This is a genomic window from Anaerolineae bacterium (assembly GCA_013178015.1).
Lineage (GTDB): Bacteria > Chloroflexota > Anaerolineae > DRVO01 > DRVO01 > Ch71.
Genome location: JABLXR010000036.1, coordinates 14,911 through 29,479, shown reverse-complemented (window position 1 = coordinate 29,479; position 14,569 = coordinate 14,911). Strand labels below are relative to the sequence as shown.

Here is a 14,569-nt window from a genome sequence, read left to right as displayed (position 1 = left end):
TGGGGCCCGTCCCGGTTCTTAGTCTAGCTCAACTCGTGCGCGGCCCAGCACGGCTTGGGGCTAAGTGGCACAAACCGGGCGCCGCCCGCGGTCAGCAGCGTGATGGCGGTTAGCCGTGCGCCCAGGCCAGTGTTGACCTCCCTGCCTGCGCTGATGTATGTTGCCCTCAGCCCACGGCAGCCGGCGAAGCGATCTGCCCGTGGGCCTACTTCTGTTGGAGCCGAGCCCGTTGTCCGCTTACGAACACACCATCCGGCGGCATTTCCGCCGCAACTTCACCGTCAACGTGGCCGACCTGGCACTGTGGTCTCTGGGCAGCGCGTGCGTCTCGACCGCCACCGTGCTTCCGCTCTACATCGCTCACCTAACCGACAACCCGGTCCTCATCGGTCTGATCCCGTCGGTGCAGTTCCTGGGCTGGCGTCTTCCCCAGCTATTCACCGGTAACCTGGTGGAACGCCTACCCCGCAAGCTTCCCTTCGTTCTACTGGTCAGTCTCAACGAGCGCATTCCTTTCATCCTGCTGGGCCTGTTCATCCTGCTGTGGCGCTCGGCAGACAGCACTCTGACTCTGACGGTGGTGTTCGTTCTGCTCTGTTGGCAGGCCCTCGGCGGCGGCTTCGTCGCCAACGCGTGGCAGGACATGGTGGCCAAGATCATCCTGCCCAGCCACTGGGGGCTCTTCTTTGGGGTAGGCAACGCCATCGGCGCCGTGCTGGGAATCGGGGGCGCCGCCCTCTCCCGCTATCTGCTCACTGCCTTCCACTACCCGTACAGCTTCGCGTACAGCTATCTGGCCGGAAGCGCCTTCTTCATGGTGTCGTGGCTGGCCCTTACTTTCACGGTGGAGCCCGCCAGACAACCGTCCAAGCCTGCCATCCCCCTTTCCACCTATCTCTCTCGGCTTCCGGCCCTGGTGCAGAGCGATCGCAACTTCCGCAACTTCATCCTCGTCCGCTCCTTCGGCACTTTCTCCGGGATGGGTAACGCCTTCCTCGCCGTACACGCCGCCAGTCGCTTCAACTTGGGCGACGAAGCCGCCGCCCTCTTCACTGCCACCATGCTCGTCTCCCAGGCTATCCTCAACCCCGTCCTGGGGCGACTGGGAGACCGCAAGGGACACAGACTGGTGGTGGGAGCCTCGTATTGGATGCAGGCCCTGGGCATGGTAGCGGCGGCCCTGGCCCCGAACGTCAGTCTGTTCCTCCTGGCCTTCGCCTTCAGAGCGGCGGTGGATGCAGCCTTCATGACTTCGGGAATGCCGATAGTCTTCCAGTTCTGCCGCGACGAAGATCGGCCCACCTACATCGGCCTCGCCAACACCCTCACTGCCCCGCCCCTGGTCGTCGCGCCCGTGCTCGGAGGAGCCCTGGCCGGAGCAGCGGGGTACGTGTCGGTGTTCTGGGCTTCTGCTATACTCGGCCTGGCCTCCGCCCTGGCTTGGGATCGCTTCGTGCGTGACCCGCGCTCCCAGCCGATGGAGGAACCACGTCTGTCCGTCCGCCCAGCCCTCGTCACCGGCGAGGGATCACACGACGAACCGGGAGGTATGCGCCGTGCGTAAAGCCATCAACATGTGGGCCTTCACCCCCGACAAGAGCCTGGCCGACTGCTTCAGGCTGGCTCGCGATGCCGGCTTCGAGGGCGTCGAGCTGGCTTATGACGCCCAGGGGCCCGTATCACCCGCCACTTCCGACCCCGACCTGCAAGGCATCCGCTCTCTGGCCGAATCCATGGGCCTGGCACTTCCCACCCTGGCCAGCGGCATCTTCTGGAGCAAGAACATCCTTTCGCCCGAGGCTGCCGAGCGCGAAGAAGCCAAGGAACATGTGCGGCACATGCTCCGCATCGCTGCCACCATCGGTGCCAGCACCATCTTGGTGGTGCCCGGCTTCGTGGGCCCCTTCCTCTCGGGCGCCCCCGTGGTAGCCGATTACCAGGAGGCCCACGACCGCGCGTTGGCAGACTTCCGCGAGCTGGCGTCCGACGCCGAGCGGTGGCAGGTGAACATAGGGATCGAGAACGTCTGGAACCGCTTCCTCACCGCTCCCTTCGAGATGCGCGACTTCGTGGACGCAGTTGGCAGCCCCTTCGTGGGCGTGTACTTCGACGTGGGCAACGTGATGCGCACGGGATACCCGGAGCACTGGATCAAGATCCTGGGCTCGCGGGTGCGGGCCGTCCACTTCAAGGATTTCCGCTGCAATGTGGGCACCTTGGAGGGCTTCGTGGAGCTCCTGCAGGGCGATGTGGATTACCCGGCGGTCGTGCGCGCCCTGCAAGCCGTGGGCTACAACGGTTGGGCGGTCGTGGAGCAGTTTCCCCCCAACCAGTTCCCTGACGATATGATCTACCGTGCCTCACGCGCCGTGGACGTCATATTCGGAGGCGAAACCAGATGAGCAAGCAAGAGATCCGCGTTGGGGTGATAGGCCTGGGGTTCATGGGCCGGGCTCACACCGCCAACTACGAGAAGCTGCCCAACGCCCGCATCGTGGCCGTCGCCGACGCCGACCCCGACCGTCGGCAGGGACGCGCCAACGTCGTGGGCAACATCGAGGTGCCTCTGCCCCGCCTCGACGTTGCCAGCTACCAGGTCTACGCCGACGGACGCGATCTCATTCGCGACGCCGACGTGGATCTCGTGGACATCTGCCTTCCCACCTACCTCCATGCCGAGTTCGCTCAGCTGGCAGCGGAGGCCGGCAGGCACGTGGTGGTGGAGAAGCCGATGGCCCTCACCTCTGAGGAGACCACCCGTATGATCGAGGCCGCCCACCGGAACGGGGTGGAGCTCATGGTGGCTCAGTGCCTCCGCTTCTGGCCCGAGTACGTCTATCTCAAGGAGACGCTCGATTCCGGTCGGCTCGGCCGGCTGATCAAAGCCGAGTTCATCCGCCGCTCGGCCAAGCCGGTCTGGACTTGGGAGGGCTGGATGACAGACGCCGCCCGCAGCGGGGGCGCCATGCTCGACCTGCACGTCCACGATGTGGACTTTGTCAACTACCTCCTGGGAAAGCCCAACCGGCTGTACGCTCGCGCCATCAAGACGCCCGCCACCGGCGGCTACGACCTGGTCAGTGCTCTGTACACCTACGAGGGCGGGCCCGAGGTGCTGGTAGACGCGGCCTGGTACCAGACGGTCACCTTCGACTTCCGGGCTGCTTACCTGGCGGTCTTCGAGGATGGTCTGCTCCACTTCGACAGCACCCGGAGTCCATCGCTACAGGTACACCGGGCAGGCCAGGACCCTGAGAGCCTGGCCCTCGAAGGGGACGCCTACTACCTGGAGCTGGAGTTCTTCGTCAACTGCCTGGCCGAAGGGCGCAGCCCGGCCACGATGGTCGCGCCCGAGAGCGCCCAGCAGTCCATCGAGCTTATCGAAGCCGAAAGACGATCCGCGGAGAGCGGCGAGGCCGTCACTCCCTAGACAGGCGCTCCAGCAGGAACGCCTCAAACCCTCGGGCGTCTACGCCCACTGCCACCCGGGTGCGCGACTCGTCGGTCCGGCGCACCCAGGTGGCCCCTGACGCCAACTCGCTTCGCGTCTCGATCTGCACCTCGGCCGGCACCAGCTCCAGGAACTCCGGTCGGATCAGGTAGGACAGGGCCAGAGGATCATGCATCATCGTGCGCTCGCGTTTCCGGATGGCGAGGTACCGCTCCAGCTGTCCCGCCACGGCCTGACCTAGGGGACCGCCCGACCTCCGGATTCGCTCCATCCCGGTCCGGTCCACCCAGACCTGGGTGGTCACGTCCAGCCCCACCATCGCCATCTCCGCTCCGGAGCGGAAGCACAGAGAAGCGGCCTCCGGGTCACAGGCCAGGTTGTGCTCGGCAATTGGCAGGCCTAGCCCTTGCGGGCCGGTTCGTGCTACCCCACCCATCACCACCAGGCGCCGTAGCTTACCCGCCAGTTCGGGATCTAGAGCGAAGGCCAGGCTGACGTTGGTCATGGGGCCGATGGTGGCCAGGCTGATCTCGCCAGGACGGTCATTGGCCGCCCGCGTCAGCGCCAGGACGGCGTGCTCCTGCCGAGGCGCCAACGACCGATCCTCCTCCCCCAGCAGGCCCTCCCCTTCCCAGCCGCCCCAGTAGACCGCCCGCTCTCGCATCAGGGGTTGCGAAGCACCTGAGTACACCGGTATGTCTCCCCTGCCGGCGAGCTGCAGCAGCTTAAGAACCATGCGGCTGCGGAGGTCCACGTCGCCGTAGACAGTGCTGACGCCCACCAGTTCGATCTCGGGCGAACGTAGGGCCAGCGCCAGAGCTACGGCGTCGTCTACATCGGTGCCGATGTCAGTGTCAAGCCAGACCGGGATTGGCATGCTTCCTCCTCAGGTTACGTGGGTCGGCGGTTCGCGAGGGAGTTCTGCGGTATCGTCTTTACACGGCTGGCCCGGGCGCTCTATCATTTCTCCCAGAGCACTCTGAGAGGACTTGCCATGCCAAACCACACTATCAAGAGCCTGCTCGGCCAGCCGGTCATCACCCTTAGCTCCGGGCGACGGGTGGGCAGCATCCAAGAGATCCTCTACGATGCCGACGAGAACCGGGTCACCGCCATCATCTTGAGCAAGCCACCAGTGGCCGGCTCGGCCAAAGCGGTGACGGCGGACCACATCCGCCTGTTCGGGGTACACGTCACCCTCATTGACTCGGACGAGGCCATCAGCACACTGTCGGAGGACCCCGCCACCCGATCCTCAGTCAAGGCCGGCACCGACGTGATCCGTACCCAGGTGATCACCACCGAAGGTCGAAAGCTGGGCGAGATCAGCGACATCGCTCTCGATGCCAGCGGGAAGATCCTCGGCTACCGGCTTTCGCATAACCTCATTCGCGACGCTTTCCGAGGCAAGACGTTCATCCCCGTCTCTGCCCTCTTCGCCGTGGGCGATGACGCCATTCTGGTGGAGGCCGGCGAGGCCGCCGCCGAAGAGCCTCCTCCTGCGCCCGAGGAACAGACCGCCGAGCAGCTCGCGGAGGAAGAGGAAGGCCCGCTGTCCCTTCCCCTCGGCGAGGCCGAGCCGGAGGCACAGGAGCCCTGCACCATGCCACCCCTCGATGACCGCGACGTAGACCGCGAAGATCGGGAGGAGCCACCCTTCGATGAGAGCGACTGGCGACCCTAGATCCGCTCGGCGCCCGCCGAGACGGTGACAGCCACGATCTCGCCGAAGTACACCCGGTGGTAGTCTCCCCGGGGGTACGAGCCTCGCTGGACCTCAGAGGCCAGGTTGGGTGGGATCACGTCGTTGTAGTGCACTACGCGGCACTCATAGGCGACGGGGCACTCTGCTAGCGTCGGCGATGACACGCTCCGGCTGGGGATCGCGGTAAGGCCCACCCGAGCCAACTTGTCCACGTCCCGTCCAGAGGCACTGCCCAGGAACGCCACTGCGTCATCCATTGCGTCGGCCGGCACGTTGACCGTATAGTCGCGGCACTCCTCGATCAGCCCGTACGTGTAGCGCGAAGGACGCACCAGCACCACACACATGGGCCGTCCCCAGATGATGCCGAAGGCGGCCCAGCCAATGGTCATGGCATTGGGGGGCCGGCCGTCCGGGCCCCGGGCCGCCAGCAGCAGCCCGGGACGGGCCAGCCTGGCCAGTGTAGCATCCAGGTACTGCCGGTAATCCACCTGGCGTCGCTCTTCCTGACTCATGCAGTCGCTCCTCTGCCGCCGGAGGCGTGCTCTGCCTCCCACTCGGCGATGATGTGGGGCACCCGCCGCACCCGCTCCAGCAGACCGTCGGTGGGTACGTTGTCTCCCGTACCCAGAACCAGTCCTCGGCCGCCCTCGTCCAGTGCCCGTCGCACGTGGTGCTCGAACTCCTCTTCGCTGAACTGAGGGGAGAACGCGATTGCCGCCAGGCCACCCCAGATGGCCACCCGATTCCCCCACACCCGTCGGGAATCGGCGATGCCCAGGTTGGTCATGGGCGGCGGGGTGAAGGCTTCGCCGATGTCGAAGCCCGACTGCAGAATCAGCTCTAGCAGGCCATCGTTGCGGCCATCGACGTGAGTGGCCACCAGCTTCCCGGCCTGATGAGCCGCTTCGGTCAGCCTGCAGTGAGCTGGCAGGAAGTAACGGCGGTAGATGGGTGGCGGGGTAAGGCCGCCGTCGTAGTTGCCGTCATACTCGATCACTTGGGCAGGCGAGTCAATCGCCACCTTCTCCACCTGCTTCTGCTGCTCGTCGAGCGCGGCGATCAGCAGTTCGAGCCGATCGGGGTTGTCCTGCATCTGGTAGTAGAAGCCCTCATAGCCGGTGAACTCGCGCATGACCAGGTGGGCGGGGGCGTGCCGCACGAACGCCAGCAATACGCCGTCCTCCCCGATAGCCCGCAGCTCTGCCGCCACCTCCTCGTGCTGCGGCACGATGTGGGTGTGCTCCACGAGATACAGGGCGGCATCATAGTCCTCGCGCCCGGTGATCCATTCCTTGACCACCCGGCCGCGCACCCCTGCCGCTGCCAGCTCTGGGGTCCGCCGCTCCACCTGGGTCAGTTCCCCATGTGGAGTCCGGTACTCTCGGAGCACCTCGTCTCCCCGGGTGGAGGTGTGCAGGTCCATCCCGCGAACCTCTTCCCAGAAAGGCCTCAGGCCGTAGCCCTTGATACTCATGCCCAGGTCGCGCGCCACGTCATACATGGACCAGCCCCGATAGCGCTCCGGCAGGCGCCCGTCCAGGCGAGCGGCGTTGTACCAGAGGTCCCACCGGGGAGCCCAGGGCACGTGGTCCACTTCTTGGAAGCGCAGGGCAGCAAGGATTCGCTCGCGTCCGGTCATCGGCAGGCTCCCATGGGCTTGATGCACGGCGCCCGGCGTCGGCGCCGGCGCGGTCAGTCAGGCCACGAACTCACCTAGTAGGTTGAGTCCCGGCCCTCCGTCGAAGATGCTGAGGAAGACTTCGCTCAGCCGCATGCTCCGCAGCGGCTCGTTGCTGTAGACGTCGTGGCTGATCAGGGCATACTCGAACATCTGATGCGTGACGGGCTCCCCCTGCACCACGATGTAGAACTCCTCCGACACGGGGTCTCCCCACCGCGGCTGCCAGTGCCGCAGGAAGAAGCGACAGATGTTGTGCCGGGTCCGGTCCACGTAGCGTCCGTCCACTCCCGGCCGGGGCAGCGCGTCCACGAAGGGGCGCGAACCTCTCTCCTGGTACTCAGCTGCCGTCCAAGCTCCCACCGGCTCCATACTGACCGTCTCATCCTGGTGGACCGCTAGCGCTCCAGCCTCGAAGAACTCGATCCAGTTTCCGTCTGCAGCCAGGAATGCCCCGGGCACCGACGCCCCCAGGAACCGTGCCACGTCCGGGTGCGACACCAAGTACTTGGCCACCGCCGCCTGTCTCCAGGCGGAGTCGTCCCGCCGCTGCTCACCCAGGATCTCCACGCCAGTATAGTAGTGCTTGATAATCTCCCTGTAGCTGAATCCCTGGTTGGCCATGGCGCTGGCGCCCTCCTGGCACATGCCCACGCCGTGACCGTACATGGACGTGAAACCGCATATGCAGGGCACGGCTCGGCAATAGGGAAGGCTGCCGCCCCAGACGTCTGAGATGCTCCGCGTGTGCCCGTCGCAGTGAGCAAAGTAGTAGGTGCGGGCGATCTCGCCACCGTAGACCGCCACTTGGCCCCTGGTCTCGTCCACCGCCAGGTCTGTGGTAGCATAGTGCACGTTCCGCCATACCTGACAGTGCTGGGTAGTGCAGATGTCGGCACCCTGGCTGGCGTGAGCCCTCGAGGTGGCAGCGTAGGAGCGTGCCGCTACTGCCTGGGCCTTGAGCGCCTCCATGTGGCGGCTACGCCCGATCTCCACCGGCACCACTCCCTTCAGGTACTCTTCCAGCAGCATCACCTCGACCGACGCGTCCGGCATCAGCACTCGAATGGTCGTGGGCACTACCGGCCCGGCCTTTGACCTCAGCCGGAAGCGGAACACCGCCTCGACCTCCTCGGCTGGCCTGCGAGCCCGATGCAGGCGCCCGGGTGCAGCAACCTCGACCGAAGCCGGTCAGCAAGAGGAGTTCTGCTCATCGCGCGCCGCCTCCACCAGAGCGATCACGTTCTCCACTGGCACGTCCCGCGGTATGGCATGGGAGGGGGCCAGGATGTAGCCGCCCCCGACTCCTATGCGGTCCATGAGGCGATGAGCTTCCTCCCTGACCTCGTCCGCGCTGCTGAATGGCATGACTCGCTGGATGCTCATGCCACCCAGGAAAGCCAGCCGGTCCCCATACTCCCGCTTGATGGCGTATATGTCCATGACCTCCGGCTGAAAGGGATTGAACACGTCGAGGCCAGCTTCGATCAGGTCCGGGAAGAGCTCGTCCACGTCACCGCACGAATGGATGAAGACGCTCCTGCCGGCAGCTTTGACCGCCCCGTACATGCGGGCGATCCGCGGCCCTATGTACCTGTGCCAGTAGGCTGGCCCCATGAGCAGTCCCCGCTGCTGCCCCCAGTCGTCGCCGAAGTATACCCCGTCAATATCGAAACGGACCGCCTGTTCCACCAGCGCCAGGTTGTAGTCGCAGATCATGTCCAGCAGAGCATCTACGAACTGGGGCGCCTCCACCATGTCCATGAACAGATTGGTCATCCCCCGCAAGGTCCAGGCTCGCTCGAAGAGGGAGAAGCCGATGGCACACACTGCGTAGCGATCCTGGCGCTCCTCCAGGTGCTGCTCAAATGCCTCCCAGCGACGGGGGTCGCGCGGGTCGGGAAGGCGGCACTCTGTCAGCGACCGGTCCTTGAGCTGATACTCCTCGATGACACCGATGTCCGGGTCTATGGTGCGATTCCACACCACGCCGAATTCATCGCGCCAGTGCCCTCGTCGCACCTCGGTCCAGGCATCATCCGCCAGAGGCTCCACGTAGTGCAGGTGATTCTGCATCCACTCATCCAGCTCTCCCGTGGACACACCTACCGTCGCGGCCAGCTTCTCCGCCGTCGGTATGGTGAGGCCGATGTGCCAAGGCACCCTGTCGGCTGGCTGGTGGGCCACCGCCCGTACTACCCTTTCTCTGCGAGTCATCCTGCTTCCCCCAGCTACGTCATCCTGGGCACACGAGCGAGAATCTCAGAAACCACCTCGTAGGCGATGGTGCCCAGCCTGGCCGCCACGTCGGCTGCCCCTATGGTAGCGTCGCCCTGCCGGCCGATCAACACCACCTCGTCCCCCTTCCGCACTCCTGGGACCCCGCTCACGTCCACCATAGCCTGATCCATGCACACGTTGCCCAGAATGGGACAGTGTCGCCCTCGCACCAGCACCGAGCCCCAGTTGCGGGGCCCCCGACGGAAACCATCGGCGTAGCCCACTGGAATCACTGCCACCGTGGTCTCCCGATCGGTCAGATGGGCCCTCCCGTAGCCGACGTAAGTCCCCGGTGGCACTACCTTCACCTGCGCTACCGTGGTCTTCAACGAAAGCACCGGCCGAAAGCCTTCCGGCAGCGGCGCCTCGCTCGATGGGTCCAGCCCGTATAGGCCGATTCCGACGCGCACCAGGTCCAGCCTGGACTCGGGCAGCCTGAGGGCAGCAGCGGTGTTGGCGGCGTGTGCCACCGGCGGTCGCAGCCCTTCCACCTCCAGCCGATCAAGCAGGTCCTGGAAGCGGTCCAGCTGCCTTCGGGTGTAGGACAGATCAGCGGAATCGGCGCTGCCAAAATGGGTGAAGATACCCCTGACCTCGAGAGTGCTCAGCCTGGCCAACCGAGCCAGGAAGGCAGGTACTGCCTCAGGTGTCAGGCCCAGCCGCGCCATACCCGTGTCCACCTTCACCTGCACCACCGCCCGGGTCCCCAGGTCCGCCCCTGCGCGAGCCAGCGCCTCCGCCTCCTCCCAGCCAAACACGGCGCAGGACACGCCTTCGCGCACAGCCTGTCGTGCCTGCCAGGCGGGTGTGTAGCCCAGCACCAGAATCTCGGCCTCGATGCCGGCCCGGCGGAGAGCGCTCGCCTCCCCCAGACAGGCCACACCCAAAGACTCGGCCCCATGCCTCAAGACCACCCGCGCCGTGCGGGCGGCCCCATGCCCGTACGCATCCGCCTTGAGCACCGCCATCAGCGGCACTCCGCACGCCTGGCGTAACAGCCGCGTGTTCGAGCCCAGCGCTTCCACGTCCAGCTCCACCCAGGTGGGGCGCTCGGGACGGACCATCCGCACCGAGTCCCACATTGGCTCCTGACGCACCAGCCGATCCCGGGCGCTCGGGCCGACCAGCGAGGCGACTATCCTCTCCAGGCGAGCTGCCCGCCCGCCCTTGACCAGCACCACGTCCCCCGCCTGCAGCGATTCCTTAAGCCCCTCGATTACGTCCGTGTAGGAATAGAGGACGTGCCCCTTAGCTCGTGCCAACTCGCGGGCGATGGCGGCTCCCTGGTCGCCCAGGCCCCAGAACACGTCTGCAACCCGGTCCACCTCGGTAGCCAACGGGCCGGCCCAGCTGTCCTCCCAGTCCTCCAGGCCACCCACTACAGCGTGGCGCTCGCCTCGGACCCACGGCTGGCCCAACCCTCCGAGGGCCGCCAGGGCCGAAGTGGGGGAGCCGCCAAACGTGTCATCCAGCACCGTCACTCCACCCTGGCCCGCCAAAGGGTTCATCCGGCCCGGCAGCGGCCGGTACTCCCCCAGGCCCGCTACCGCCTCCTCCAGAGACAACCCCAGAAGCAACGCTGCACCAAGCGCCGCCAGGCAGTCATAGACCAGGGCAGGTGCGAACAACGTCACCCGACACTCCGCCTCATCGCTGCCGTACGCCACTCGCAGGCAGAGGCCGTCCTCCTCCACTCGCACCTGGTGAGCACGCAACTCGCCGCGGTGCAGGCCGAACCCGAGCGCGCCGCGCGCTCGCTCACGCAAGCGCCATGAGCGCTCATCATCGCAGTTGACGACCGCCATCGAAGAACAGTCCAGCACGGCTCCCATCTCCGCCGCCGCGTTGTCGAGAGAACCGAAGACGTCCAGGTGGCGTTCGCACACGTTGGTGATTACGGCCATCTCCGGCGGAGCCATGCTGCACAGGGCCTGCATCTCCCCGAACCCATCCGTCCCGAACTCCATCACCGCCACGTCGGCGTCGCGCCTCATCTCTCCCAGGGCCACCGGCAGCCCCAGTCGGCCGCTGTAGCTGCCCGGAGAGCGCGTTACGCGAAATCTGCGCGACAGAGCAGCAGCCAGGAGCTCCTTGGTGGTCGTCTTGCCTAGGCTGCCCCCAACAGCTATCGTCTTCGGTCGCCATCGCCCCGTCACCAGCCGTGCCCAGTCAGCCAGGGCCGCCAATACGTCGCCGACTTCCAGAACGGGGACACCCGGAGCAACGCCCACTGGCACTGCTTCGCAGAGAACGGCAGCAGCACCTCGGCTCAGAGCATGGGCGATGTGTTCGTGGCCGTCGCCGGTTGCCGTGCGCACCGCCACGAAAACGCGGCCCTGGCAGGGGCCGCGCGAGTCGTATGCGAAGCCGGTGTAGCTCGCCTCCGTTGGCCAGTGAGGCGAAGGCCGCACTCCGGTGGCCTCCAGCAGCTCCCCGAGGCTGATCATCGGTCCCGACCCTCGGTGGGCGCCTCAGTCACCTTTCGCATGGGGCCGTTCCACGCCTCCGTGGTTGCCATCCTCCCGATGGCCATGGCCAGCCCCATTGGCAGACGGCGCCGATTGGGCACCTGGGGGTGTTACGCGACAGCACTGCTACCACTTCTCCCGCAGTCCTCGCTCGATCTCCCGCTGGGCCTCACGTTCGGCGATCGCCTGCCGCTTGTCGTAGGCCCGGCGGCCCTTGGCCAGCGCTATCTCCAGCTTGGCCCTGCCCCGCTTAAGATACAGACGGGTGGGCACGATGGTGTAGCCTCGCTGCGCCACCTGTCCCCCCAGGCGGCCGATCTCATCGCGGTGCAGCAGGAGCCGCCGTGGCCGCGTGGGGTCATGGTTGGCGTATCCCCCCCGGGTGTAGGGAGCGATGTGCATGTCGTACACCCAGGCTTCTCCCTCCTTGATCTGGACGTACGCCTGACGCAGGTTCACCTTCCCCTCCCGAATGGACTTGATCTCGCTTCCCTTCAGGGAAAGGCCGGCCTCGTACGTATCCTCCAGGGCGTAGTCGTGCCGGGCCCGCCTGTTCTCGGCCACCACCTTGATGCCCTCGTTCAGTCTGCCCTCTCCTTCAGATAGAGCACTGCCGCCTCCAGCGGCTCGTCCACCTCGGTCTCCGGGTCATCCGCTACCGTGATGTCCGGCTCCAGCCCTTCCCCTTGGATCAGGCGGTCATCCGGTGTATACCACAGGGCGGTCGTCACCCGAATCTGGGAGCCGTCGCTGAGGTCGAAAGCGTACTGGACCGATCCCTTGCCGAAGGTCCTCGTGCCGATCACCGTGCCCCGGCCCAGAGCCTGGACTGCTCCGGCCACGATCTCGGAAGCAGAGGCACTGCCTTCGTTCACTAACACTACTAGCTCCATGTCAGTCGCCAGCCCGCCTTCGTGGCTGCCATAGGCTTTCTCCGGCACCTCGCGGCCTCTCTCCACCACCACCGTGCCTCGGTCCAGGAACTCGTCGGCCACCGACACGGCCTGGTCAAGGTATCCGCCCGGGTTCCCCCGTAGATCAAGGATCAGTGCCGTGACGCCAGCCCGCCTAGCCTGCCGAAGCTGATCCCGCAGCTGTGCCGTCGCCCGGCCGTTAAAGTCCGAAAGGGCCAAGTGCCCGATCCCGCCCTCGAGCACCTCGAGCGTGACCGTAGGTATCTCAATCTCCCGGCGTTCCAGGAGCCGGGTGAAGGTGCTTTCCACGCCCGGACGGCGGAACTCGATCTCGACGTGAGTGCCCTCTGGCCCCCTGATGCGCGACACCACCTCGTATAGCCCCACCCCCGCCATGTCCTCGCCATCCACGCTGAGGATCACGTCGCCAGGCCGGAGGCCAGCCTCATCCGCGGGACTGCCCGCGAAGACGACCGCGATCTCCACGTATCCGTGGGCGCCGTAGCGGACCGAAGCGCCAATCCCACGGTAGTAGCCGGATGAGTCTTCCCTGTCCAGCCGGGCGAATTCGGGCGCGATCAGGCCAGTAGCCGGGTCTCCCAGCGCCCGTAGCAGCCCGCGCGCGGCCCCTCGGTGCACTTCCTCCTCCGGTGGCACGTCACCCACGAAGTCCCGTTCTACGATGGTCCAAGCTTCCCAGAATAGGCCGAAACCCTCAATAGGCCGGGAGGGCGTGGGGGTGCGGGCGATGCTGCCTGCCGCGATCCCGCCGGCCGCGAACCCGGTGCACGAGAGGACGAAGGCAGCCCCGGCTCCAGCGAGGAACACGCCCACGCGCCGCAGCAGTCCGCTCACGGAGCCCCCCTACGGGCCATGGGCCGTTCCTGAGCATCAGGCACCCTCTTTGCCCCCAGGAGCTCGAGCCCCTCGTTCAGAATGGCATCCTCATCGCTGGCCATCCCCTCCACCACCACGTCCGGCTCTAGCCCTACTCCGTCTATCTTCCTCCGATCCGGCGTCAGCCACACCGATGCCGTCACGTGCAAGCTGCTGCCGTCGCTCAACTCGTAGGCCAGCTGGACCGAGCCCTTCCCTCTGGTAGTCCGGCCCACCAGCAAGGCCCGGCCTTGGTCCTGAAGAGCACCCGCCAGGATCTCGGCAGCGCTGGCCGTGCCCTCGTCCACCAAGACCACCAGCGGTTCGCTTACCGTCACCCGCGGGCGGACACTAAAGCGGCGCTCGTTGCCGGCAGCATCCACTTCGTACACGACCGCTCCGCTCCTGAGAAACCGACTGGACACCTCCACGGCCGATTCCAGCAGTCCTCCCGGGTTTCCCCGCAGGTCCAACACCAGCATAGCGGCACCGTCATGCCGGACGCTGGCCAAGGCGCGCTGGACCTCGGCCGGTGTGCGCTCGCTGAAAAGCACAATCTTCACGTAGCCGACGGGAGGCTCGGTGTCCTCCAGTAGCATGTACTCCACGCTGGGTTGCGGAATCTCGGCGCGCTCCACCGTGAACTCCAGGGTAGTGCCCGTCTCGGGCCGGTACACGCTCAGGGTCACGCTGGTCCCTACAGGGCCCCGTATCCAGGAGACCGCCAGGTCCACGGTCGCTCCCTCCGGGAGCTCCACCCCATCCACCGCCAGCAGCCGATCCCCGTCCTTGACGCCGGCGCGGTCGGCCGGTGTGTCAGGCAGTGGCCGCAGGTAGAGCAGCCCCTCCATCTCGTAGACCCAGGCGCCCACGCCGCCGAAAGCCCCGCGCAGGCGGTCGCGCTCGATGGTGTGTGCCACTGGGCGCACCAGCCGGGTGTAGGGGTCCTTCAAGGTCTCCAGAGCTCCGTCAATGGCTCCGTAGACCAGCTCTCTGTCGTCCGGGACTTGCCCGTAGAAGTACCGCTCTACGTAGCCCCAGACCTCCCACACCAAAGGTATGCCAGTGTCGGCCCTGACCTCCGGCTGCCGCAGCCACGAGACGCTGAAGCCAGCAAGGAAGCCAGTGGCGACGACAACCATCGCCATGCAGGCCATCGCCCATCTGCGCCTCATCCACCTGCCTCCTCGTCCC

At 66.2% G+C, this 14,569-nt stretch carries 13 protein-coding genes; 4 read left to right on the top strand and 9 right to left on the bottom strand.

Going from position 1 to position 14,569, the window contains the following annotated elements; genetic code table 11:
- Positions 1 to 229: 229 nt before the first annotated feature.
- Genes HPY83_14040 through HPY83_14030 form a run of 3 tightly spaced genes read left to right on the top strand, consistent with a single transcriptional unit; the run spans position 230 to position 3,430 of the window.
- Complete coding sequence (locus HPY83_14040; GenBank protein NPV09071.1) at positions 230 to 1,564, top strand: MFS transporter; 1,335 nt, start codon at positions 230 to 232, stop codon at positions 1,562 to 1,564.
- On the top strand, positions 1,557 to 2,402 hold the full coding sequence (locus tag HPY83_14035; protein ID NPV09070.1) for a sugar phosphate isomerase/epimerase: 846 nt from the start codon (positions 1,557 to 1,559) through the stop codon (positions 2,400 to 2,402). The genes HPY83_14040 and HPY83_14035 overlap by 8 nt, the downstream gene beginning before the upstream one ends.
- Complete coding sequence (locus tag HPY83_14030; protein NPV09069.1) at positions 2,399 to 3,430, top strand: Gfo/Idh/MocA family oxidoreductase; 1,032 nt, start codon at positions 2,399 to 2,401, stop codon at positions 3,428 to 3,430. The genes HPY83_14035 and HPY83_14030 overlap by 4 nt, the downstream gene beginning before the upstream one ends.
- Here the strand turns inward: HPY83_14030 and HPY83_14025 are convergent.
- Positions 3,420 to 4,328 (bottom strand): nucleoside hydrolase, encoded by a 909-nt coding sequence (locus HPY83_14025; GenBank protein ID NPV09068.1) that lies wholly within the window; start codon positions 4,326 to 4,328, stop codon positions 3,420 to 3,422. The genes HPY83_14030 and HPY83_14025 overlap by 11 nt on opposite strands.
- A gap of 117 nt (positions 4,329 to 4,445) precedes the next feature.
- Between HPY83_14025 and HPY83_14020 the strand changes: the two genes are divergently transcribed.
- Positions 4,446 to 5,135 (top strand): hypothetical protein, encoded by a 690-nt coding sequence (locus HPY83_14020; GenBank protein NPV09067.1) that lies wholly within the window; start codon positions 4,446 to 4,448, stop codon positions 5,133 to 5,135.
- Here the strand turns inward: HPY83_14020 and HPY83_14015 are convergent.
- The 8 genes from HPY83_14015 to HPY83_13980 form a co-directional block, all read right to left on the bottom strand.
- Positions 5,132 to 5,671: a flavin reductase family protein gene (locus HPY83_14015; GenBank protein NPV09066.1), complete on the bottom strand. Its 540-nt coding sequence runs from the start codon at positions 5,669 to 5,671 to the stop codon at positions 5,132 to 5,134. The genes HPY83_14020 and HPY83_14015 overlap by 4 nt on opposite strands.
- On the bottom strand, positions 5,668 to 6,798 hold the full coding sequence (locus HPY83_14010) for a hypothetical protein (protein NPV09065.1): 1,131 nt from the start codon (positions 6,796 to 6,798) through the stop codon (positions 5,668 to 5,670). The genes HPY83_14015 and HPY83_14010 overlap by 4 nt, the downstream gene beginning before the upstream one ends.
- 57 nt (positions 6,799 to 6,855) lie before the next feature.
- On the bottom strand, positions 6,856 to 7,956 hold the full coding sequence (locus tag HPY83_14005) for a SpoIID/LytB domain-containing protein (GenBank protein ID NPV09064.1): 1,101 nt from the start codon (positions 7,954 to 7,956) through the stop codon (positions 6,856 to 6,858).
- Between the two features lie 72 nt (positions 7,957 to 8,028).
- Positions 8,029 to 9,054, bottom strand: coding sequence for a hypothetical protein (locus HPY83_14000; protein ID NPV09063.1), 1,026 nt, complete (start codon positions 9,052 to 9,054; stop codon positions 8,029 to 8,031).
- 14 nt (positions 9,055 to 9,068) lie between these two features.
- The gene (gene alr, locus HPY83_13995; GenBank protein NPV09062.1) at positions 9,069 to 11,564 is read right to left on the bottom strand and encodes an alanine racemase; all 2,496 of its coding nucleotides are present in this window, start codon (positions 11,562 to 11,564) and stop codon (positions 9,069 to 9,071) included.
- A 147-nt stretch (positions 11,565 to 11,711) separates the two neighbouring features.
- Positions 11,712 to 12,170 carry an SsrA-binding protein SmpB gene (gene smpB, locus HPY83_13990; protein ID NPV09061.1) on the bottom strand — a complete coding sequence of 153 codons (459 nt, stop codon included), beginning with the start codon at positions 12,168 to 12,170 and terminating at the stop codon, positions 11,712 to 11,714.
- Complete coding sequence (locus HPY83_13985; protein ID NPV09060.1) at positions 12,167 to 13,354, bottom strand: S41 family peptidase; 1,188 nt, start codon at positions 13,352 to 13,354, stop codon at positions 12,167 to 12,169. The genes smpB and HPY83_13985 overlap by 4 nt, the downstream gene beginning before the upstream one ends.
- Positions 13,351 to 14,550: a PDZ domain-containing protein gene (locus HPY83_13980; protein ID NPV09059.1), complete on the bottom strand. Its 1,200-nt coding sequence runs from the start codon at positions 14,548 to 14,550 to the stop codon at positions 13,351 to 13,353. Before HPY83_13980 ends, HPY83_13985 begins: the two co-directional genes overlap by 4 nt.
- Between the last annotated feature and the right edge of the window lie 19 nt (positions 14,551 to 14,569).